Origin of the sequence: Marinomonas sp. BSi20584 (assembly GCF_002792415.1) — a bacterium.
In the GTDB taxonomy this organism is placed as follows: Bacteria; Pseudomonadota; Gammaproteobacteria; order Pseudomonadales; family Marinomonadaceae; genus Marinomonas; species Marinomonas polaris.
Window position 1 is genome coordinate 35,753 of sequence record NZ_KZ454868.1, and the last position, 22,264, is coordinate 58,016.

The 22,264-nt window shown below is 42.8% G+C and carries 21 protein-coding genes and 1 other RNA gene; 4 read left to right on the forward strand and 18 right to left on the reverse strand.

The annotated features are described in order from the left end of the window. Positions 1-162: 162 nt before the first annotated feature. The 14 genes from rnpB to tsaE all read right to left on the reverse strand — a co-directional run bounded on the left by rnpB (position 163) and on the right by tsaE (position 14,300). Positions 163-511, reverse strand: an RNA gene (rnpB, locus tag TY87_RS00195) — RNase P RNA component class A. Between the two features lie 95 nt (positions 512-606). After that, positions 607-1,914 (reverse strand): sensor histidine kinase, encoded by a 1,308-nt coding sequence (locus tag TY87_RS00200; RefSeq protein WP_100185556.1) that lies wholly within the window; start codon positions 1,912-1,914, stop codon positions 607-609. Between the two features lie 6 nt (positions 1,915-1,920). Continuing rightward, complete coding sequence (locus TY87_RS00205; protein ID WP_072840568.1) at positions 1,921-2,619, reverse strand: response regulator transcription factor; 699 nt, start codon at positions 2,617-2,619, stop codon at positions 1,921-1,923. Between the two features lie 208 nt (positions 2,620-2,827). After that, positions 2,828-4,126 carry an adenylosuccinate synthase gene (locus tag TY87_RS00210; protein WP_100185740.1) on the reverse strand — a complete coding sequence of 433 codons (1,299 nt, stop codon included), beginning with the start codon at positions 4,124-4,126 and terminating at the stop codon, positions 2,828-2,830. Positions 4,127-4,164: 38 nt separating this feature from the next. Then, entirely contained in the window at positions 4,165-5,343 is a 1,179-nt protein-coding gene (locus TY87_RS00215) for an ATP phosphoribosyltransferase regulatory subunit (RefSeq protein ID WP_100185557.1), read from the reverse strand. A gap of 12 nt (positions 5,344-5,355) precedes the next feature. Next, on the reverse strand, positions 5,356-5,553 hold the full coding sequence (locus tag TY87_RS00220; protein WP_012070317.1) for a DUF2065 family protein: 198 nt from the start codon (positions 5,551-5,553) through the stop codon (positions 5,356-5,358). A 115-nt stretch (positions 5,554-5,668) separates the two neighbouring features. Continuing rightward, positions 5,669-6,550: a protease modulator HflC gene (hflC, locus tag TY87_RS00225; RefSeq protein ID WP_100185558.1), complete on the reverse strand. Its 882-nt coding sequence runs from the start codon at positions 6,548-6,550 to the stop codon at positions 5,669-5,671. After that, positions 6,550-7,794, reverse strand: a complete 1,245-nt coding sequence (gene hflK, locus TY87_RS00230; protein ID WP_100185559.1) for an FtsH protease activity modulator HflK — start codon at positions 7,792-7,794, stop codon at positions 6,550-6,552. The genes hflC and hflK overlap by 1 nt, the downstream gene beginning before the upstream one ends. 40 nt (positions 7,795-7,834) lie before the next feature. After that, positions 7,835-9,124 carry a ribosome rescue GTPase HflX gene (gene hflX / locus TY87_RS00235; RefSeq protein ID WP_100185560.1) on the reverse strand — a complete coding sequence of 430 codons (1,290 nt, stop codon included), beginning with the start codon at positions 9,122-9,124 and terminating at the stop codon, positions 7,835-7,837. A 35-nt stretch (positions 9,125-9,159) separates the two neighbouring features. Further along, positions 9,160-9,405 carry an RNA chaperone Hfq gene (hfq, locus tag TY87_RS00240; protein WP_012070321.1) on the reverse strand — a complete coding sequence of 82 codons (246 nt, stop codon included), beginning with the start codon at positions 9,403-9,405 and terminating at the stop codon, positions 9,160-9,162. 88 nt (positions 9,406-9,493) lie between these two features. After that, entirely contained in the window at positions 9,494-10,426 is a 933-nt protein-coding gene (gene miaA / locus TY87_RS00245; RefSeq protein WP_100185561.1) for a tRNA (adenosine(37)-N6)-dimethylallyltransferase MiaA, read from the reverse strand. A gap of 1 nt (position 10,427) precedes the next feature. Beyond that, complete coding sequence (gene mutL, locus TY87_RS00250) at positions 10,428-12,356, reverse strand: DNA mismatch repair endonuclease MutL (RefSeq protein WP_100185562.1); 1,929 nt, start codon at positions 12,354-12,356, stop codon at positions 10,428-10,430. A 58-nt stretch (positions 12,357-12,414) separates the two neighbouring features. Continuing rightward, positions 12,415-13,743: an N-acetylmuramoyl-L-alanine amidase gene (locus TY87_RS00255; RefSeq protein WP_100185563.1), complete on the reverse strand. Its 1,329-nt coding sequence runs from the start codon at positions 13,741-13,743 to the stop codon at positions 12,415-12,417. 86 nt (positions 13,744-13,829) lie between these two features. Then, on the reverse strand, positions 13,830-14,300 hold the full coding sequence (tsaE, locus tag TY87_RS00260) for a tRNA (adenosine(37)-N6)-threonylcarbamoyltransferase complex ATPase subunit type 1 TsaE (protein ID WP_100185564.1): 471 nt from the start codon (positions 14,298-14,300) through the stop codon (positions 13,830-13,832). Between the two features lie 162 nt (positions 14,301-14,462). Between tsaE and TY87_RS00265 the strand changes: the two genes are divergently transcribed. Further along, entirely contained in the window at positions 14,463-15,212 is a 750-nt protein-coding gene (locus TY87_RS00265) for a sulfite exporter TauE/SafE family protein (protein ID WP_100185565.1), read from the forward strand. Between the two features lie 106 nt (positions 15,213-15,318). Here the strand turns inward: TY87_RS00265 and orn are convergent, their stop codons facing one another. Continuing rightward, positions 15,319-15,876: an oligoribonuclease gene (gene orn / locus TY87_RS00270; RefSeq protein WP_100185566.1), complete on the reverse strand. Its 558-nt coding sequence runs from the start codon at positions 15,874-15,876 to the stop codon at positions 15,319-15,321. A gap of 74 nt (positions 15,877-15,950) precedes the next feature. Here orn and rsgA point away from each other — a divergent pair, with 74 nt between their 5' ends. Next, entirely contained in the window at positions 15,951-16,985 is a 1,035-nt protein-coding gene (rsgA, locus tag TY87_RS00275) for a small ribosomal subunit biogenesis GTPase RsgA (RefSeq protein ID WP_100185567.1), read from the forward strand. Here rsgA and TY87_RS00280 read toward each other — a convergent pair. Together TY87_RS00280 and motA are read right to left on the reverse strand one after the other, a co-directional pair. Then, a complete protein-coding gene (locus TY87_RS00280; RefSeq protein ID WP_100185568.1) occupies positions 16,982-17,890 on the reverse strand; it encodes a flagellar motor protein MotB in 909 nt (302 codons plus the stop codon). The genes rsgA and TY87_RS00280 overlap by 4 nt on opposite strands. 39 nt (positions 17,891-17,929) lie before the next feature. Further along, entirely contained in the window at positions 17,930-18,784 is an 855-nt protein-coding gene (gene motA, locus TY87_RS00285; protein WP_072840554.1) for a flagellar motor stator protein MotA, read from the reverse strand. 120 nt (positions 18,785-18,904) lie between these two features. Between motA and TY87_RS00290 the strand changes: the two genes are divergently transcribed. Together TY87_RS00290 and asd are read left to right on the forward strand one after the other, a co-directional pair. Further along, on the forward strand, positions 18,905-20,383 hold the full coding sequence (locus TY87_RS00290) for an HDOD domain-containing protein (RefSeq protein WP_100185569.1): 1,479 nt from the start codon (positions 18,905-18,907) through the stop codon (positions 20,381-20,383). Positions 20,384-20,408: 25 nt separating this feature from the next. After that, on the forward strand, positions 20,409-21,269 hold the full coding sequence (gene asd / locus TY87_RS00295; RefSeq protein WP_072840552.1) for an archaetidylserine decarboxylase: 861 nt from the start codon (positions 20,409-20,411) through the stop codon (positions 21,267-21,269). Positions 21,270-21,342: 73 nt separating this feature from the next. Here the strand turns inward: asd and secF are convergent, their stop codons facing one another. Further along, entirely contained in the window at positions 21,343-22,257 is a 915-nt protein-coding gene (secF, locus tag TY87_RS00300) for a protein translocase subunit SecF (RefSeq protein WP_100185570.1), read from the reverse strand. Positions 22,258-22,264 lie beyond the last annotated feature (7 nt).

The window sequence follows — 22,264 nt, forward strand, 5'->3', positions numbered from 1 at the left end:
AAAAACACAAAACGACACTTTTTAGGCAAAAAAAGCCATTCACGCAATTGAGCACAAACGATAGATAGAAGAAGCAAACAGATTTGGAAATTCAATAAAACAGAAAGCACCACTAACCATGGCACTCATAGAATAAAAAAGGAGACGAAACGCGAGGAAAAAATTGCAAGTTGGCCGATAAGCCGGGTTCTGTCGTGGACAGTCATTCATCTAATACGTACATCACTGCACGTCTTTAGCAACCTACCCGAACTCAGCGCGGGTCACGCCAAAGAGTTCCTATTTGGTCTTGCTTCAAGTGGGGTTTACCTAGCCACGAACTGTTGCCAGTCGCGCGGTGCGCTCTTACCGCACCATTTCAACCTTACCGGCAGTAAACTGCTTAGGCGGTGTATTTTCTGCTGCACTTTCCGTAGGCTCACGCCCCCCAGGCGTTACCTGGCACTTTACCCTGCGAAGCCCGGACTTTCCTCCCCCCAATAAATTGAGCGGCGACTGCCTAGCCAACTTGCGAGGCGCATATTACTTATCTATAGAGACAATAACAAGTGCTTTCTCGAAAGCTGAAAATTTTCATGCATATTAAAAAAACCAAAAGATCAAAAATCAAGCAATAGGCAGCTGAAAACACACCTCAAGACCACCTTCCTCCCGATTTCTCGCCATTATCTGCCCCTTATGAGCACGAATAATACGTTGCGAAATAGTAAGGCCAACACCAAATCCACCACTATTCGCCTCTCTTGCTTCAGAAGAGCGATAAAAAGCGTGAAAAATCTTTTCTAACTTATCATCGGAAACACCCGGACCATTATCACGCACATAGATAAAAGCCGTTCCGGCTTTTTCTTGAGTTTCGACCTCAATAACTCCATTACAACCCGCATAAAAGCAGGCATTACGAAGCACATTTTCGATTGCATGACGCAACTGTAGAGGATCCCCCAATATTGTTTTTGGTGCACGCCCAATTTTAGAAACGGAAATTCCCTTTAACTGACTCTCAAAACTTACATCCGCAACAATTTCACTTAACCATTCTTGAAGATCCATCTCCTCTTTTATTAGAGAAGCAGCCTCCAACCGACTCAAGGTAAGAACCTGACCAATCAACTCATCAAGCTCATGAAGCTCAGTACGAATACGACTCAAATACCCTTTCTGAGCCTCTGTTGCATATTTATCTTCCGCTATAGTCAGTGCTACTTCAATCCTTGCCAGCGGCGTCCTTAACTCATGAGAAACATCACGCATCAACCTCTCTTTCGACGAGAGTAGCGTATCAATCCTGACCGCCATCTCATTAAACTCTCGCGCCAATTTACCAACAGCATCACTTCTTCGAGCCAACTTATTTTCGACCCTAGCCGTCATGTCACCCTGACCAAAGGAACGAGCAACTCGCTGCAACTTAAGCAAAGGCCCCAGCAACCAATACGCCAATACCCCACTCGAAACAAACAAACCCAACAAAGAGAAGCCAACAACTGCCTCAGGTGCAAGAGAGCTAATTTCAGGATTCGGCTTAAAAATAAGCAGATACTGAACATTATTCCCACCAATAACCTGAATGAATTGGCTATGTAAAAAATCCGCTGCTGGCCGAGTAGTAACGCTTGGCGTATTTTGCTCCTTAAAATTACGAGGCAAAGGCTTTAACAGAGGGCGACCATTCTCCTGATACAAATAAATAGTTCCGGACAATCGCTTCTCTGCCTTTTTAGTTTCCTCCTGCAATGAAGTAATACCAAACTTTTCATACCCAGCCACCAACTGAACACCGACATCTCCCAGTAAATCAGCTGATACCTGATTGCGCTTCTGGATAAACTGAACCATCGCCAAACCAATACTAACAACAACAATATTGGACAGTAACACCACCAGAAACACACGTAGAAAAGTATTTTTCATAGAAGACTATGCACCCTGCTCATTTGACACAAAAATATAGCCTACACCGCGAACTGTTTTGATTCGTGGATCGCCATTTTCTAAATTGCCAATTTTTTTACGTAAATTACTAATGTGCATATCTAAACTTCGATCGTACATGGTTAATTTACGACCAAGGGCCTTTTCAGAAAGCTCTTGCTTCGTGAGTACCTGACCTGGCGCCATCAACATACACTCTAGCAAAGTATATTCAGATGTCGTCAACTCTACTAACTCACCTTCCAGATACACAGTACGATCTTTGCGACGCAATAAAACACCAGAAAGATCTATATCTGCTGTTGGATCATCCTCACGCTCTTGGCTAGCTCGACGCAAAATCGCTTTAATTCGGGCCAACAATTCACGCGGATTAAAAGGCTTAGACAAATAATCATCAGCCCCCATTTCTAAACCAAGAATACGATCTATATCGTCACCCTTTGCCGTCAACATAATAACCGGCACCGAGCTTTTATTACGGATCTGTTTTAACGTTTCGAAACCGTCTAATTCAGGCATCATTACATCGAGAATAATAATATCAGGCATGTCTGCTGCCATAAGCTCTAATGCCTCACGACCATTCCAAGCATGCGCTACTTCATAACCCTCGCCATCAAAGTACTCTTTGATTAAATCCGATAAACGAGCATCATCATCAGCAAGCAATAACTTAACCATAAATATTCCCTCTCATTTTTTCATTATTTAGCAGGCACTTATATCGCCTAAAATTCAATTGTAAATATTACCTTAGCGCCAGACAAACTCCTCCCCCTCTTTTCACTCTATTTACAAAGAATACTAATATGATGAACTTAGCTATCCATAAAAACAAAAAAGCCGCAACTAAGCGGCTTTTTTTAACAATACATCCAGCAATTTAGACTTATTGTTTAAAAGGATCGCGAATCACAATTGTCTCATTACGATCTGGCCCAGTAGAAATAATATCAACCGGCACACCAACCTGCTCTTCTAGGAAGCGAATATAATCTTGAGCATTTTTTGGCAAAGCTTCAAAATTTTCAGCACCTACCGTAGATTCAGTCCAACCAGGTAACTCAACATAGACCGGCTTAGCCTTTTCATACCCTTCACTATCAACCAAAGAACCAGCGACAGGGTTGCCATTTTCATCTGCATAAGAAACACAAACTTTAATGACAGAAGAACCATCAAGCACGTCCAATTTAGTCAGACAGATGCCAGAAACCGAGTTAATCTGAACCGCATGACGCAAAGCAACCGAATCAAACCAACCACAACGACGCGAACGACCAGTAGTAGCACCAAACTCATGACCACGACGACCTAAACGCTCACCATCTTCGTCAAAAAGCTCTGTTGGGAAAGGACCAGAGCCAACACGGGTGGTATAGGCTTTCGTGATGCCAAGCACATAATCCAAGTACAAAGGACCAAAACCAGTACCCGCTGGAGCACCACCGGCCGTTGTATTTGAAGACGTCACATAAGGATAAGTACCGTGATCGACATCTAATAATGAACCTTGCGCACCCTCAAACATGATGTTCGCACCCGCTTTACGCAAGTCATGCAACAAAGTAATAGTATCAGCCACCATAGGACGTAGAAATTCTGCCATTTCTAAACCAGAAGCATAAACCTCATCAAAAGAGATAGGCTCAACTTTGTGATACTGAGTAAGGACAAAGTTATAATACTCAAGCACTTCTTTAAGCTTAGACGCGAAACGCTCAGAATCCAATAAATCACCAACGCGAATTGCTCGTCGTGCTACTTTATCTTCATAAGCTGGCCCAATACCACGGCCAGTTGTACCAATTTTCTTCTCACCTCTAGCAAGCTCACGAGCCTGATCAATAGCAATATGGTAAGGAAGAATCAGAGGACAAGCCGCGCTAATTTTCAAGCGATCAACTGCTGGAACACCTTGCTCAAGCAGTTCAAGCACTTCAGCCTTCAACGCTGCAGGAGACAACACAACACCATTACCGATAATGCATTGAACACCTTCACGCAAAATACCAGAAGGTATCAAATGCAAAACCGTCTTCTTGCCATCAATAACCAAGGTGTGGCCCGCATTATGACCACCTTGAAAACGTACAACTGCAGCAACATCTTCAGTAAGTAGGTCTACAACCTTGCCTTTACCTTCATCGCCCCATTGAGTGCCTAGAATAACAACATTTTTACCCATAATTTCAGGTCTCATTTAGATAGTTCTTAAAGAAAAGTCTAGTTATGAACCGGCATTAACTGCCAAGCTTCATCAACAAATTCCAGCTTAAAATCAGCATCTCCAGCGTAAATATCATCCAAGACCTCTACCACTCGATATCCCTCAGTACGTAAGGAATTTGCTTTCTGCCAAAGCTCATCACTTGAGCAAATTGGCGACAGAACAGTTTTTGGCTTATTGACCACAATATCAGTCAAAGCAACCAAGGCCTTTACATCCGTACTAAAACCCGTAGCCGGACGAGACCGACCAAACACTTGCCCAATATTGTTATAACGCCCGCCACGAGCAATAGCATTACCATGACCAGGAACGTAAGCCGCAAAGATCACACCCGTATGATAACTATAAGAAACCAAATCACTCAGATCGAAATGTAGGCCAACCTGAGGGAAGCGCTTACAGATGAAATCACTCACTTTCTGCAATAATACAATCGCATCACGAATTGATTCATTCACATCACCAAGCAAATCTGTCGCATGTTTTAATACTTCTTTACCACCACACAAACGCGGCAAACCAACCAGCCATTGCTTTTGAATATCACTCAGAAAACCAAGCTCTTCAGCATATCGATCAAGCTCGGGCAAATCTTTTGCCTTGTAAAGCTCAATTAATTTACTTTCTTGATCCGCATTAAGATTACAAGCAGCAAGCACACCACTAACAACATCAACATGCCCAAGATCAAGAACAAGGTTAGACAAACCGGCCACAGACAAGGTTTGCAACATCAAAGACAAAACTTCAACATCACTTTCTACGCCGCCATGACCATAAATTTCTGCGCCCAATTGAATAGGGCTACGAGTACCATCTAAGCCCGCAGGCATTGTTCTCAATACACTACCGCAATAACTCAAACGCTGCACACCATCATCTTTAAGACAGTGAGCATCAATACGAGCAACCTGGGATGTAAAATCGGCACGAATACCTAAAAGTCGACCTGATAACTGGTCAATTACTTTAAATGTTTCAATTTCTAGGTCTGAGCCAGCACCCGTAAGAAGGGAATCCAGATACTCTAAAAGAGGAGGTATTACTAATTGATATCCCCAACTCTCATGGAGATTAAGCAGAGTTCTTCTAAGGTGCTCGATCTTAGCGGCCTGCTCAGGCAACGCCTCGTCAACGCCCTCAGGAAGTAACCAGCGATCTGCTAATGTCATTAAATTATCCTCTTAGCTTCGAGTCAGCAAAAGAAGCATTAATCCAAGAAACATACTAACCGCGCCCAGAATACGCAAATTCCAATCCGAGCTCGCGATAGCTTTCACCATTATTTCTCTCCATATATTTGGAGCGAGAAAAGGCAAAACACCTTCGGCGATCAATAAAAGGCTGACGCCAACCAGCAGCGACTGCAACAATTCCTGCATAGATTCTCTTTATTTTGACCATTAAAAAACCGGGCTTGGCCCGGTTTGTGTAATAGTACCATGTTTCCCATTTTAACAAATAGGCTTCATGCACGATTATTGATGAATATCTACTCTATTTAGCACTACGGCTAGTTGAGCTATTCAGATACTTAAAGAATTCGCTATCAGGCTCAAGTACAAACAAATCATTGCTACCGCTGAAGCTTTCACGGTATGCCTGAAGACTACGATAAAACTCGTAAAACTCAGGATCTTGCTTATAAACCTTAGAGTAAATGGCTGCTGCTTTAGCATCACCATCACCACGAATCATTTCAGCATCACGTTGCGCTTCAGCTTCTAGTACAACTTGCTGACGATCAGCGTCAGCACGAATACCTTCAGCAAGCTCTAAACCTTTCGACCTATGCTCACGAGCTTCACGCTCACGCTCAGTTCTCATACGCTGGTAAACAGATTCACTAACATCTGGTGGCAAATCAATTCGCTTAACTCGAATATCCACAATAGAGATACCCAATTCGCTCTGAGCGACCTTATTCAAGTCATCACGTAGCTCAGTCATCAACTGATCACGCTCCCCAGAGACAACCTCATGCATAGTTCGTTCACCAAACTTATTTCTAAGTCCAGTGTCCACACGAGAAGACAATACGCGATTTGCAACAAATTCATCACCAGACGTCGCCTGATAAAACTTAGAAACAGAATCTATCTTCCATTTAACATAAGAATCTACAACAACAGCCTTTTTCTCCAACGTCAAGTAACGCTGAGGACGTGAATCCATTGTTAAAATTCGAGCATCAAACTTCTTAACTTCATTCATGATCGGAAGTTTAAAGTGAATGCCAGGCTTAACATCATCCTGAACAATTTCACCAAACTTAAGCACCACTGCACGCTCTGTCTCATTGACAACAAAAAGCGTCTGGGAAGCAATCAGCACACCAAGAAGAACAACAAATAAAACTGAAAAAGAAAAGCCTTTCATTAGTTTCTGCCCTCTCTACGAACTGTTGCACTTTGGCGCTTACGTATCTCATCAAGAACTTGATCTGTTAACGCCCCAATATTACCTGAATTCACTGATCCAGTACCTTTAGATGATTCCGCACGCTGCTTCATTAACTGATCTAAAGGTAAATACAGCATGTTATTCCCTCCTTTAGTATCAACAACAACCTTGTTCACATCTTTATAAACAGATTCCATTGTCTCGATATACAAACGACGACGAGTTACATCTGGCGCCTTAGTATACTCACGATACAATCGATCAAAACGATCAGCTTGACCACTAGCACGAGCAACTATCTCAGATCGGTAAGCCTCAGCCTCCTCTCTAATACGTTGAGCACGACCACGAGCCTCAGGAATAATACCATTTGCATAAGACTCAGCTTCGTTACGCACTCTCAACTCATCTTCTTTCGCCTTAATAACATCATCAAATGCCTCTTGCACCTGAGTCGGCGCCTGAGTATTTTCAACGTTTACTTTCGAAATCAACAAGCCAGTACCATAAGCATCACTGTAATCCTGAATACGCGCCTTAACTTCTGTCGCCAACAACTCACGACCTTCAGTTAAGATTTGATCCATTTCAGAACTACCAACCACATGACGAAGCGCACTTTCTGTCACCTGAGCAAGAGACTCTTCAGGATTACGAACATTAAGCAAGAAATCCTTTGGGTCTTGAACAGAATATTGAACAGAAACACCCACTTCAACAATGGCATCATCAACTGTCAACATTAGTGCTTTGTGATCATGCGAACGAACCTTAGTCACATTCACCTTGCTAACAGAATCTATCATCGGCGGATTCCAATGAAGGCCCGGCATAACAGTAGAGTGGTATTTACCCAAACGAAGCACAACACCTCGCTCCTGCTGATCCACCTGATAAATACCCGTAGCTGCCCACAAAGCAAGCAAAGCAATCAGAACAAGGGCAATTATGCCACCGCCAAATTTGCCAGACATACCGGAATCACCACCATTAGAACCGCCGGATTTGCGAGTTTTCTTAACCCCAAGCATCCCCATCAACTTCTGAAAAGCTTCATCCAAGTCTGGAGGACCTTGCTCCTTACCTCCAGGCTTACGACCCCAAGGGTCATTGCTAGTCTCTTTCTCACGATCTCCATCTGGGCGCCCAGCACCATTATTACGGTTTTTATCTGGATTCCATGGGTCATTGTCGTTATTACCCGGTTCATTCCAGGCCATACTACGTCTCCACTTTATTTTAATGATAATCCTGTATAACTTACACGGCCTCTATCTGATCCTCAGACATGCCAGCGCGAGCCAAAATCTGCAAGTAATCTTTTTTAGGCAACTTGACATCAAGAACAAAACGACCCGCTTCATCAAAGCGCTCAGACTTTACAGCCCCATGCTCGAACAACATGGCCCTTAAACGCCCATACTTGCTCGACAAACAAAGCGTTTCATTAAAGACATCTTCCGCCAACAGCTCTGCGATAGCCTGCTTAAGTAAATCAATACCTTGACCATCACGAGCAGACAACCAAACTCGAATAGGGTTCCCGTTAGCATCCCTATCAATTCTAGGTTCTGCTGTCGGCAATACATCTATTTTGTTAAATACAGTCAAAGTTAGCACTTCGTTAGCGCCAATCTCTTCCAATACAGAGTCAACATGCTTCATATTCTCATCACGAGAAATATCAGCCGCATCTACTATATGCAGCAATAAATCTGCCTCAGACGACTCTTTCAATGTCGCCTGAAATGCCTTAATCAAACGGTGAGGCAATTGACGAATAAAACCAACCGTATCAGCCAACACTATGGAGCCAATCTGCTCTATATCTAGACGTCTCAAAGTTGGATCGAGCGTTGCGAACAACTGATCAGCCGCATAAACGTCAGCACCAGTCGCACGATTAAATAAAGTAGATTTACCAGCGTTAGTATAACCAACCAATGAAACTGTTGGCACAGAAGATCGATCACGAGATCGACGATTCTGATCACGCTGAGAACCCACTTTCGCTAATCTTTTCTGAATAGCCTTGATACGCTCTCTAAGTAACCGACGGTCAGTCTCAAGCTGCGTCTCACCAGGCCCACGCATACCTATACCGCCTTTTTGGCGTTCTAAGTGCGTCCAACCACGAATAAGACGTGTCGACATATGCTGCAATTGAGCTAACTCTACCTGCAACTTACCTTCATGGGTACGCGCACGTTGAGCAAAAATATCAAGTATAAGCCCTGTACGATCAAGTACACGACATTGCAAAACACTTTCTAAATTACGCTCTTGGGAGGGAGATAATGCATGATCAAAAAGAACGACTTGCGCCTCTTCTCGATCAACAATATCTTTAATTTCTGCTAGCTTGCCAGTACCAATAAAGTATCTAGCATCTGGACGCTGGCGAGTCCCTGAAACAACAGCAACAGGGTCAGCGCCAGCCGAAATAGCAAGCTCAACAAACTCTTCCGGCCCATAAGATTCACTTTGATCGTTAAAATCTATATGGACCAATACAGCTATTTCACCACTATCTGGACGTTCAAAAAACAATCTAGTATTCCTCTGCTTGTCTTATTACAGACAAACTATTCAGCGTCATCTTCCGGCTGATCAGGAGACGGGATGCGAATTGTACGGGAAGGCACAACTGTAGAAATGGCATGTTTATAAACCATTTGACTAACAGTATTTTTCAATAGAATCACAAACTGATCGAATGATTCGATTTGACCTTGAAGCTTAATTCCATTTACAAGAAAGATAGATACTGGCACTCTTTCTTTACGTAGAATATTTAGATAAGGGTCTTGTAATGATTGCCCTTTTGACATTGTAATCTCCTTAAACAAGCAAAAATATTAAATTAATTATTGATAAAACAATACTGTAGATACTACACCAAATTTTTATCCATTTCCCCTATATAATCCTGCTTTCTATGTAATTCAAGGCTTCAGGCACAAGATCTTTCGACAAACTATCAAAAATCATCAAATCCTCCCACCCTCTCAACCAAGTAAGCTGCCTTTTTGCCAATTGACGAGAGGCAACCACACCTTTAAAGATAGCATCATCTAGCAAATCAACACCGTCTAAATATTGCCATAGCTGCCGATAACCAACACAACGCATAGAGGGCATATCAATCGTCAAATCACCACGATGATAAAACCCCTCCACTTCAGCTAAAAAACCTTGATCCATCATGTCGTAAAAACGCTGCTCAATTCGTTCATGCAGCACACTGCGCTCTTTAGGCATCACTGCCATATTGATCATTTCAAATGGCAAAGAAACAGTTTCTTGCTGCGCCCAGAAATGAGTCATGGTTTTGCCGGTCAACCGATACACCTCAATAGCGCGCTGCAAACGCTGCGGGTCATTCGGATGGATGCGAGACGCCGCCTCAGGATCGAAGGCTTGCAATTGTTCATGCATAGCAACCCAACCCTTTTCAGCCGCCTCGGCTTCAATTAAGGCCCTAAGCTCCGCATCGGCTTGCGGCATTTCCGCCAAACCTTTTTGCAAAGCATTGAAATACATCATCGTACCGCCAACTAACAGTGGCGTTTTACCTTTGGCAAGAATCTCTTGCGACTGCTTAACCGCATCCAATACAAAATCAGCCGCCGAGTAAGACTCGAGCGGATCAATAATATCAATCAACCGATGAGGAGCCCTAGCCAGCAACTCAGCGTCAGGTTTTGCCGTACCAATATCCATTCCCTTGTAAACAAGAGCGGAATCAACACTGATAATTTCAAAATCGTGATGCTCAGCTAACTCAACGGCCAGGCCAGTTTTTCCTGAAGCCGTTGGCCCCATCAAACAAACAACGTGTGGCTTTGCCATATTAACGCCCTCTCAAGAAGAGTTTATCTAAATCGGACATACTCAAATGTGCCCAAGTCGGTCGACCATGATTACACTGCCCACTCCGCTCAGTAACTTCCATATCACGAAGAAGACTGTTCATCTCCGCAATCGTAAGCTTACGATTTGCACGAACAGCACCATGGCACGCCATTGACGCCATCAATTCATTCGCCCGAGACTCCATAAGATCTGACACACCGTTTGCAGACAGATCACTAATCACATCACGAACAAGACCTTCTACATCACCTCGAATGAGTATAACGGGAACTTCGCGAACCATGGCACTTTCTAGTCCCGTTCTTTCTACACGGAAACCGAAAGCTTCAAAAACCTCACCGCTCTCTTCAACGAGATCCGCCTCACTTTGCGACACCGCAATATTAATAGGCACCAACAAAGGCTGAGATGAAATATTTTTCTGATAAAATGCCGCTTTCATGCGCTCATAAACAATTCGCTCATGGGCTGCATGCATATCAACTAAAATAAGCCCCTGTTCACTCTCAGAAAGAATATACACGCCGTGCAACTGAGCCACAGCAAAACCCAAAGGCGGAACCGCTTGGTAATCCCCTTCAGGCCTAACAAACGGACTTTCACTTTGCCCTAAAGCGCTAGGAGGTGAAATCTCTCTTACTTCGCCCGTTTCAGGATCAACCTCTTCAGTTTTAGATACGTACTCTTGCGCATAACCAGACAAACGACTCATGCCATCAAGCTGTCCACGTACTTCTGAAGAACCTAACGAATTTGACGTAGATCGCATCCAGTCCATCGAAGAAGACGCAGAACGATTAGACAACGGCAAAGCAGATTGTTCTGTTATGTTCGTCGCACCATAACCAACCGGTTCACTGCTCGTCGAATTATTCATCCCTGTCGGAGCCGCATCAGACTCAGGCCGTACATCTGCAATCGCTTTATGAATTCGACTAAATAAGAAATCATGTACCAAACGCCCATCTCGGAAGCGCACTTCGTGTTTAGTAGGATGAACATTCACATCAACCGTCGACGGATCCAATTCAAGATACAGTACAAAAGTAGGGTGACGGCCATTGTATAAAACATCACGATAAGCTTGGCGTACAGCGTGAGCGACTAATTTGTCTTTAACGACTCGACCATTCACAAAGAAATATTGTAGATCCGCCTGAGAACGAGAAAACGTCGGTAAACCAATCCAACCCCATAGACGCAACCCAGCCGCTTCAACATCTAGCGTCAGAGAGTTTTCGATAAACTTTTTACCCAACAGAGTCGCTAATCTATGCTCGGCATGAAGCTGGTCAGTAACAGGACGAAGATCGTAAACCTGCTTACCGTTATGACTGAGACGAAAGCCAGTCTCATAACGACTCAGCGCCAGACGCTTTACCACTTCTTCCAAGTGAACAAATTCTGTTTTTTCAGTACGAAGGAATTTCCGGCGAGCTGGGGTATTAAAAAATAAATCTCGCACCTCAATGGTCGTACCTTGCGGATGAGATGCAGGCCGAATGGCAGTCGCCATATCTTTCCCTTCCGCTTCAACACGCCAAGCTTCCACTTCGTTTTCAGCCTGAGAAGTAAGATGCATCCTTGAAACAGAACTAATACTGGCCAGTGCCTCACCACGAAACCCCAGCGTGCGCACAGCTTCTAAATCATCCAATGTAATAATTTTACTCGTTGCGTGACGACTTAAAGCCAAAGACAAATCGTCTTTCATGATACCGGTGCCGTTATCACGAATTTTGATACGCCTTACACCGCCCTGCTCAACATCTATATCAAGCTGAGAAGCGCCAGCATCAAGGCTATTTTCAAGCAATTCCTTAACAACAGAAGCTGGTCGCTCAACCACTTCTCCCGCGGCAATTTGGTTGGCTAAACGTGGAGATAAAAGATTAATTCTTTGCATGAACGACCTTTAATGTGAAAACAGCCTCTTTAAAAAACGCAGAGACTCAAATATGATTTTATCCAGCAGGAATAACAAGCTTCTGACCAATCCAAATAACATCATTACTCAAACTATTTGCTTGTCGCAAAACGGGCAAAGACACCTGGTTACGACGAGCAATTTCGGACAAGGTATCACCCTTACTAACCGTATAAACATAATCAGAATTTTTCTTTTGCTTCCAATTAACTAAGGTTCCATCTGGGGCATTTTTAGTAAAATATTCAACCACCCCCCTCGATATAGAGTCCGCTAATTTCACACGATAAGTTTTACTCGACAAATTTTTAGCTTCAGTTTTATTCGAAACAAATCCGGTCTCAATCAATATAGAAGGTATATCTGGCGATTTCAGCACGACAAAACCAGCCTGCTGAACACTGTCTTTGTGCAAAACAGCAACCCCCTTCATTTCACCTAAAACACTCTTACCTATATTCAAACTCATTTGAATAGTAGAGTTCATCGACATATCCAATAGAACCTCAGCAAGCAGCTGATCCTTATCATCCAGTGAAATACCGCCCACTAGGTCGGCAGAATTTTCTTGCTGCGCTAACCAACGCCCCATTTCGGAGCTTTTGCCACTTAATGACAACGCCCAAACAGAAGCACCTCTTGCACTCGACTTGGTAAACGCATCCGCATGAATAGAAATCATCAAATCCGCATTAGCATCACGAGCAACCCGCGAACGATCTCGAAGCTGAAGATAGGTATCTGTTGAACGCGTCAAGACAGCCTTAAAGCCGTCTACAGCATTAATCCGGCTTGCCAACTCTTTGCCGATAGAGAGCACAATGTCTTTTTCTCGCACATTATATTGACCTAAGGCACCAGGGTCTTTACCACCGTGGCCTGGATCAATTGCAATCACAATATCGCGCTTCTCTTTAGATAAATTCGCCAAACTTTTAACAATCGTGGCTGGCTTTCTTACGCCATACTCAAGCTCAACCAGTATTCTGGGGCCATAAGTACCATTTGCTGCCAATACGGTGCTTTTAGCCTTTGCAGCCTGACCCAAATCAAGCACAAAACGAACACCAGAATCTCGACGAGCATAGCGCACGCGCATCAATACATCAGAAGTTAGAGCCGACAACCCATTTACAACGGAGGCATTCAGATCTACGCCACTAATATCTAAAACAATGCGATCAGGATTTGAAAGAGGGAAAATTCGATGCTCCGCAGCCTCAGAAAGCTCAAACACCAAACGCGTCACCCCCTCTTGCTGAGCAACGCGAATATCTCGAACCTCCGCAGCTAAAACGCTACAGGTCGCCAAAGACAGGATTAAATTAATAAAAATAAAAAGATAAGTATGAAATTTAGTATGCATATCAGACAGCTAGCTAGTATATCTGACACACTATAACTGCTGATTAAATGGATCTCAATCTTACTTATAGTAAAGTCTTCTATACATCAAGAAGTTATAGCGCTCTTCAAAACGTTTAGAGCCGCATTACCCTTTTCTGTATGCGCCTCTAAAGACACGTGACGACCTTGTCTAATTAAGCTCAGCGAGACAAGTAAATCCGCCTCAGGCAAAACACCACGCCCCATCTCAGCCCACTCAATTAAACACAAACTTCCATCAGAAAAATAATCGCGAATCCCCATAAACTCAAGCTCTTCTGCATCCGCCACTCGATACAAATCAAAATGAAAAGCCTCAACATCAGATAATTCATAAGGTTCAACAATAGTGTAGGTTGGGCTTTTTACTGGCCCTTCATATCCCAAACCACGTAAAACCCCCCTTACTAGAGTCGTTTTACCCATTCCAAGATCGCCTTCTAAGTATACAACTGCACCTGACTTCAACACCGATGAAAAAACCTCACCTAGATTTTCCATCGCCTCTTCACCATAAACATCTTTTTCTATTCGCATTACCTATCAATCCTTTTTCCACTCAAAATAGAGCAAACACCAACCACACGGTCGTTTTATTTCTGACAATTCTAATACAGAAGCCTTTTGAAACAAGCACCAATAATTCATAATAAACCAACTTCCCAATCCACAATAACAATCACACAGCAAAGGACTCATATGGACTGGCTCTTCATTTCACTCATTGCCATTGCCGTTTTCATTACAGGCATATCTAAAGGTGGTTTTTCTGGTGCATTTGGCATTCTCGCCGTTCCGCTTATTTCACTGCAAACTTCACCTATGCTTGCAGCTGCTATCATGCTACCCATTCTGTGCATCATGGACATATTTACAGTGCAAAAGTTCTGGAAAAAATGGAATACAGAGCAACTCATCAAATGCATTCCAGCCGCCATAATAGGCGTTGTTATTGGCGGACTCACTGCATCATGGTTTTCGGCAGAATGGTTGAAAATAATGGTAGGTATTATTGCGGTAGGCTTCACCCTAAACTCATGGCCAAAAAAGAGCCGGACAGCACAACAAAAACCGCTTAGTACTCTTGCAGGAAAATTCTGGTGTGCACTTGGCGGCTTTACAAGCTTTATTGCTCACGCTGGCGGGCCACCAATGAGCGTTTATTTACTTAGGGCAAATCTAGATAAGACACAATACGTAGCGACTGCAGCCGTTATTTTCACCGCCATCAACTATGTAAAACTCATCCCATACGGGATGCTTGGGCAACTTAATAGTTCAAATATACTTCTGTCACTTTGCTTCACACCGGTAGCTTTTTTAGGCGTGCAACTTGGTGCTTGGTTACACTACAAAATATCTACCGCATTATTCTTCAAGGTCATGTACAGCTTTCTTTTCTTTACAGGAATAAAACTAATATGGGATGGGATAGCAGGAATAAGTTAATAAAGAAGCGAACGAAAAAAAGAGAGCAAAAAAAACAAAACAATTGGTGAGCTTCAAACAACTTATAAGCTCACCAATTCGCAAGAAAAAATTAACGCAAAATTACTTAAGCCTTATAATCTAAACCAAACATGGTTTTACGATAATGCTTCAACTCACCAATAGACTCCAAAATATCATCCATTGCCAGATGCGAACCTGATTTAGAAAAACCTTCTAACGCTTCTGGTTTCCAACGCTTCGCCAGTTCTTTAACGGTACTAACATCCAAGTAGCGATAATGAAAGAACACTTCCAACTTAGGCATATAACGATATAAAAAACGGCGATCTTGCCCAACACTGTTACCACAAATAGGCGACTTACCAGCCGGAACATACTGAGCCAAAAACTTAATAGTCTCTCCTTCTGCTTGCTCCATGCTAATCGTTGAAGACAATACTCTTGCCGTTAACCCTGAATCACCATGATGCTGCGTACACCATTCATCCATCGCATCCATCACCGCTTTTTCTTGATGAATAGCAAGGCTCGGCCCTTTAGCTAACACATTCAAATGTTTATCCGTAACTACCGTGGCAATCTCAATAATAGTATCGGTTTCTGGGTCCAATCCTGTCATTTCAAGATCGATCCACACTAAATTCTCTTCATTTAAGCTCATAATCTTCCAAGTCCTTTATTATCAATGCCAAGCATTATACTCTATGCGCCTTACTTTATGACCAGACGAATCTAATGTCGAAGCGAAAACTTACTAAACAACAAACTTGGCGAATCGAAAGAATTCACAAAGAGCGCGTTGAACGCACTCAAAAACGAGGCGATGTCGCCGAAGAGCTCCTACAGTCATCAGATCTCGGACCTGAAACTGAAGGCATTATTATTTCTCACTTCGGCACACAAGTTGAAGTAGAAGGCACTCAAGAACCTTTTATTGGCATCTCTACACGCTGTAATTTACGCGCCAACCTAGGCCAACTAGTAACTGGCGATAAAGTTGTCTGGCGCCCAAAACAAAATGAAGGTGGCGTTGTTGTTGCCACTACGCCAAGACACACATCCCTGTCTCGGCCTGATATGCATGGCAGAATAAAACCTGTTGCTGCCAACATAGACCATATCATCGTTGTTATTGCCGCCGAACCGGTCGCACACGCTAACTTAATAGACCGCTACTTAGTCGCCGCCGAAACCGTTGGCATACCACCGGTTATTTTGCTCAATAAATGCGACTTAATTGATGACAGCAATAAAGCAGATTTAGACACGTTACTAAAAACCTATGAAGATCTGAATTACAAAATCATCAGAACATCCATCAAGAACCAAGCAGGAATGGAAGCGCTTTATGATTTTTTACAAGACAAAACAAGCGTTTTTGTTGGACAATCAGGCGTAGGAAAATCCTCTCTTATCGGTACACTACTTCCTGATATAGACATTAGTGTGGGCGAACTTTCGCAAAAACGAAAAAAAGGCGTACACACCACTACCACAGCTCGACTATTTCACATGCCGAAAGGCGGCGACCTTATTGACTCCCCGGGGATTCGAGAATTTGGTTTGTGGCATATTTCGGAAGACGAGCTGTTGAATGGCTTTATAGAATTTCGACCACATATTGGCTATTGCCGATTCCGCGATTGCGCCCATGAAAAAGAGCCAGGATGCGCAATTCTAGAAGCCTTAGAAAAAGGTGAAATCACAGAACATCGCTTCCAAAGCTTCTTAAGAATCAAGCATTCTATACGCGAGAATCAAGCATTCTAAAAAACAGTTTCAGGCGTGAGATTTAAGTCAGATTGCTGGCCAGGATTACCAAAATTACTACGATTCTGATCCAGCAATTTCTTATAAGCATCATCAGTTAACAAGGTAATGCTGATACGCCTATTTTCTGCACTGTCCGTATCGAATCTATTGTAAGGAATAGTATCAGACAAGCCAATCACCTGAGCAATACGCTTACCTTCAACCCCTCCTTCTTCCAAAATATGGCGCGCAGCATTCGCTCGTAAAGCGGATAAATCCCAGTTATCAACCCTTCCTGTACCACCAAACTTAGAAGAATCAGTATGACCAGTAATGACAATCGGATTCGTCACCTTATTAAATATTGGTGACATACTAAGCAAAGTATTCTCAATATCCGGCATCATTCGAGCACTTCCACGCTCAAACATTGGCTTATCAGGGTCATCCAACAGAGTAATCCGAACACCAAGTGGTGTAATTTCAATGCGCATATTCTTCTGCTGAGAGATCAAAGCATTCATTTTGCTCATTTCCTCTTGCAGCATATTATTGATGCTCTTAGACTCCGCAGAATCAGGGCCATTCCCCAGAAGCTTATCTCTTGACCTAACATCTGCACTACCTGCTTCAGGCAACTGCAAATCCAATTTCTTATCTGTACTCTTCGCCGGACTACCACCTAAATCTATAGGATTGGCGCTATAGCCAGCCGTAGATGCTCCCATGGGATCTTGAAAATAGCCCTCTATACTTTTCAACTCCTCAGGAGAAGCCACACTCATAATCCATAAAACCAAGAAAAATGCCATCATCGCCAAGGCAAAATCGGCCAACGCTATTTTCCAAGCACCACCATGATGACCGCCTTTTTTGATTTTTTTAACTCGGCGAATAACCAACCCATTAGAACCTAGGGCCATCCAATACTCTCCTTATTAACCCAGCACGATGCATCCATATTAACGATATTGCTTAAGACCATCCGACAGTTCAATAAAACTTGGACGCATTTCCGGAGGAAGTAACTTTCGACCCGTCTCGACAGCTACAGGCGGCGCATAGCCAGACACAATGGAATTCAAGCATGCCTTAATACACAAATAGGCTTTCAATTCATGCATCCCCAAGCTCTCTAAGTGCGAAGCGGCAGGCCCAACAAAACCATAACCAAAAAAGATACCCAAGAATGTCCCCACCAAAGCGGCAGCCACATGCGCCCCAATCTCTTCTAACGGACCACCAATAGATCCCATGGTAATAACAATACCCAACACTGCAGCAACAATACCAAAACCTGGCAAACCTTCAGCTACCCGAGTTAGAGCATGACTTGGAGCAACCAATTCTTCTTGAATTTGCTCAATTTCATTATCCATGATGGCTTCTATTTCATAAGCAGGCAGACCCGTTAATGTGAAGATACGATAGTTATCTGTCAAAAAATCCACCACTTCATGGTCACGAACCACATCAGGGAAACGATTAAATAATTCACTAGTAAAAGGCGACTCAATATCGTCTTCGATGGACAAAAACCCCTCCTGACGGCTTTTCTGAAATAAACAATACATCAACCCTAGCAACTGCAAATAAAATTTCTTATTGTGCCGACTACCAGAAATAACTTGGGGCAACATAGTTAACACTTTTTTCTGCACAATAAATGGGTTCGCCACCATAAAAGCACCTAAAGCAGCACCACAAATAATGACTATTTCAAAAGGCTGCCATAACGCCAACAAATTCCCGTGGGATGCTAAATAGCCAAATACCACACTAACAATAACCACTAGCAAGCCAGCTAATGCAAACATATTCTCTTCCTTAATACCGACAAAGTATGCTCTTACCTCAATATACAGTATGATTAATGAGATCAAAAATATAAGAGCATTTAAAAACTACCTACAACCGAGTCACTAATGTAACCAGCTATGATAGACAAGTCACCTTCTGGCCTAAATGAATGGCTACATTTTCTTAAAAATAAAAAATTTCCTGTTAGAGCAGTTAATTTAGCTCGCCTAAAAACTCAAATTAAAAGAACAGAAGACACTCTTGATGGAATGCAAGCAAATATAGCCTCAGACCCACTGCTAGCTTTCGCTATTCTAAATGAAGCAAATCGCATCATACCGAATAAAAACAATGAAATAAAAACGCCTTTTCATGCTGCTGCCATGGTGGGAATGAACGGCATTGCAAAACTACTTTCACACTTTGCCCCCTACGAGCTCAACACCCAAAAAAAACCTCCACATTTAGTCGCCTTTTTAAGCGAGATACAAACCAGCTATGAAGCAGCTACCATTGCCAGACACTGGTCAATTGAAAAACTAACCAGCCAAGAAGATGATATTTTCTGGATAACGCTATTTCGAGATTCTGCAAGGTGGCTATTGTGGTTCTATGCCTACCCAACCATGGCAGCCCTAAAGCAAAGAATACAGCAAGGCGAAAAAGCCAGCCAAGCCGAGCTAAACATTTTGGGGTGTCGCATAGATGAGCTCACCGTCCATCTATGCAACCATTGGCACACACCAAACAAAGTCATAGAATCATTTTTAACCAAGCACATACCGAACGCAAAGGAGCTACAAGCACTGGCACATCTAGCAAACCATCCAGACGAGCTACCTGGTTTCACCGAAGATAAAAGACTGACCATTTTAGTAAATAATCCACTTATTTTTTCATACTGCGCAAACAAGGTAGCCCATGAAGCCAGCCTAATGCGATGGGACTCCAAAAACCTGCCATTTTTCTATCGCGTTGTTGCCACGGTAATGCACAAGCGACTGAGCGACATCATCAAAACAGCACACTTCGCAAGCACTGAAGCTGCAACTTTATTTAACAACGGCGGAAAAATCCCACTTGCGCAACAATTACTTGATCCTGATTTATATTTAGGCAAAACAAGATCAAAACCTAAAACATCTTTATCCCCTATTGCAGCACTCAAAAAAGCACTCAAGCAAAATAAAGAATACGACACAAAACAAAAAACAGGACTTGCTCTAAAAACCATCAAGCAAGCTATACCAAATGCACAACACAGCATTATTTTTAAACACTCAAATAACAAAACCGCCCCCATGTACCAATTTGGCTACAATATAGATGTCATCAAAGCCATCCAATGGAGCGCACCATCAAGCGTGTTTAAAAAATTGTCCGACAAGCGCTCTGCCATTCACATATTTGGACAAAAACTTGATAATTTACTAAAAGATTTACCACACACATCTAATCAAATAATTGACGCAAATAGCCACCTTATTCTGGCATCAACACAAACCTCAAAAGATGAAACAGCGATATTTTGGTTAGAAACCCGCACCGAATTCAACGAAATAGATTATAAAAACCTAAAACAGATCGTGTCTTTAATCAGCCACAACATACTATAAATTCACAAATATCAGGATAAATAACGTGACTAAAGATCAACTTTTTGCATTTGCTCAACACATCACCCCGCAAAAAACACTGTCTCGCGCTATTGGAAAAATAGCCGAATGCGAAAACAACTGGGTTAAAAACACATTTATTGGCCAATTTGTAAAAAAATACCAAGTAGATATGTCTGAGGCGATCAATAATGACCCACTATCTTACCGTAACTTTAACGATTTTTTTACCCGAGCCATTCGCCCAGAGCTACGCCCAATCTGCGATGAAGATAACGGCATCGCCTGCCCTGCTGACGGCGCAATCAGCCAACTTGGCAAAATAGAGCACGGCACAATCCTACAAGCAAAAGGACACCACTATAGCCTAACAAGCCTTTTGGGTGGCGACGCCTCTCTATCAAATCAATTTCTTGGCGGCTCTTTTGCGACCGTTTACCTATCTCCAAAAGATTACCATCGAGTCCACATGCCACTAACTGGCAAACTGACAAAAATGATCCACATCCCAGGCAGGCTATTCTCAGTCAACAAAGTGACAGCAGAGCAAATACCTAGCGTCTTCGCACGCAATGAACGTACAGTATGCCTATTTGACACAGAAGCAGGCCCAATGGCCGTTATATTAGTGGGGGCTATGATAGTTGCTAGCATAGAAACAGTATGGGCTGGACAAGTAACGCCATTCAATAAGAACGTCGTTACTTGGGACTACAAAGAACTAAATAACATTGAAATCAAAAAAGGCGAAGAAATGGGACGATTCAAACTAGGATCAACAGCTATCGTTTTATTTGGAAAAAATGCCGTTAATTGGGAGGAATCTCTGCAAGCAGAAACCCCAACAAAAATGGGCATGCATTTTGGCAAAATTGCCGATAAATAACTATCACAAAAGAAAACACATAAAAAAGCCTGCTCGAAGCAGGCTTTTTTTATGTGTAAAATAAACTCACCACCTAAGGCAGATCGTCTTCCAATTCCGCCTTTGGCGCGGGGATTAAATCCTCTCGCTTAACATCCATCGCTAGTAGTAAATTTGCTGCCACGAAGATAGAAGAATAAGTACCAATCACAATCCCTACCAACAACGCCATAGAGAAATTGTGAATAGCTTCGCCGCCCATAACAAACAAAACAACCAACACAAACAACGTTGTTAATGATGTTATCAAAGTACGATCAAGCGTCTGATTGATAGAATCATTCACCAAATCATAGGGCTTCGTATCGCGCATAATACGGAAATTCTCACGAATTCGGTCACACACCACTATCGTATCGTTCAGAGAGTAACCGACCACAGCAAGCAACGCTGCCAGTACTGTAAGATCAAACTCTACCTCGAAGATAGAAAAGAACCCTAACGTGATAATTACGTCGTGAATCAAAGCCGCAACGGATGCCACAGAGAACTTAAACTGGAAACGCACAGCTACGTAAATCATCACAATGGCCAAGGCAAGCAACATACCCAGACCACCCTGCTCACGTAATTCCTCACCTACTTGCGCACCCACAAACTCAGAGCGCTGTAGAGATACATCAGTCGTCCCATTATTTTGAAGTGTAGATAACACTTCATCACCAAGGGTCGCTGTGTAGGAATTTGCCATACGAACCACAACATCAGTTGGCGAACCAAAGTTCTGCACAACGACATCAGAGTAGCCATTATCACCCAGTAGCGTACGTACATCATCTAACTGTGGCGCCTCTTTATAAGACACCTCAATCAATGTACCACCAGTAAAATCCAACCCAAACTGTAGTCCCTTTGTTGCCAAAGAGCCAAGAGAGATGAGTATCAGCGTAAGCGAAAAGACAGCTACGATCTTACGCATTGCCATAAACGGAATATTTGTCACTTTCATGGCGTTC

What these genes read in the sequence shown, in the direction of transcription:
- hfq (WP_012070321.1), bottom strand. Translation starts at nt 9,405, where the DNA reads ATGTCAAAAGGGCAATCATTACAAGACCCTTATCTAAATATTCTACGT.
- TY87_RS00215 (WP_100185557.1), bottom strand. Translation starts at nt 5,343, where the DNA reads ATGACATTAGCAGATCGCTGGTTACTTCCTGAGGGCGTTGACGAGGCG.
- TY87_RS00210 (WP_100185740.1), bottom strand. Translation starts at nt 4,126, where the DNA reads ATGGGTAAAAATGTTGTTATTCTAGGCACTCAATGGGGCGATGAAGGT.
- miaA (WP_100185561.1), bottom strand. Translation starts at nt 10,426, where the DNA reads ATGGCAAAGCCACACGTTGTTTGTTTGATGGGGCCAACGGCTTCAGGA.
- tsaE (WP_100185564.1), bottom strand. Translation starts at nt 14,300, where the DNA reads ATGCGAATAGAAAAAGATGTTTATGGTGAAGAGGCGATGGAAAATCTA.
- orn (WP_100185566.1), bottom strand. Translation starts at nt 15,876, where the DNA reads ATGAGCTTAAATGAAGAGAATTTAGTGTGGATCGATCTTGAAATGACA.
- TY87_RS00200 (WP_100185556.1), bottom strand. Translation starts at nt 1,914, where the DNA reads ATGAAAAATACTTTTCTACGTGTGTTTCTGGTGGTGTTACTGTCCAAT.
- secF (WP_100185570.1), bottom strand. Translation starts at nt 22,257, where the DNA reads ATGAAAGTGACAAATATTCCGTTTATGGCAATGCGTAAGATCGTAGCT.
- rsgA (WP_100185567.1), top strand. Translation starts at nt 15,951, where the DNA reads ATGTCGAAGCGAAAACTTACTAAACAACAAACTTGGCGAATCGAAAGA.
- mutL (WP_100185562.1), bottom strand. Translation starts at nt 12,356, where the DNA reads ATGCAAAGAATTAATCTTTTATCTCCACGTTTAGCCAACCAAATTGCC.
- hflK (WP_100185559.1), bottom strand. Translation starts at nt 7,794, where the DNA reads ATGGCCTGGAATGAACCGGGTAATAACGACAATGACCCATGGAATCCA.
- TY87_RS00280 (WP_100185568.1), bottom strand. Translation starts at nt 17,890, where the DNA reads ATGGCCCTAGGTTCTAATGGGTTGGTTATTCGCCGAGTTAAAAAAATC.
- TY87_RS00220 (WP_012070317.1), bottom strand. Translation starts at nt 5,553, where the DNA reads ATGCAGGAATTGTTGCAGTCGCTGCTGGTTGGCGTCAGCCTTTTATTG.
- TY87_RS00265 (WP_100185565.1), top strand. Translation starts at nt 14,463, where the DNA reads ATGGACTGGCTCTTCATTTCACTCATTGCCATTGCCGTTTTCATTACA.
- TY87_RS00205 (WP_072840568.1), bottom strand. Translation starts at nt 2,619, where the DNA reads ATGGTTAAGTTATTGCTTGCTGATGATGATGCTCGTTTATCGGATTTA.
- hflC (WP_100185558.1), bottom strand. Translation starts at nt 6,550, where the DNA reads ATGAAAGGCTTTTCTTTTTCAGTTTTATTTGTTGTTCTTCTTGGTGTG.
- TY87_RS00290 (WP_100185569.1), top strand. Translation starts at nt 18,905, where the DNA reads ATGATAGACAAGTCACCTTCTGGCCTAAATGAATGGCTACATTTTCTT.
- motA (WP_072840554.1), bottom strand. Translation starts at nt 18,784, where the DNA reads ATGTTTGCATTAGCTGGCTTGCTAGTGGTTATTGTTAGTGTGGTATTT.
- TY87_RS00255 (WP_100185563.1), bottom strand. Translation starts at nt 13,743, where the DNA reads ATGCATACTAAATTTCATACTTATCTTTTTATTTTTATTAATTTAATC.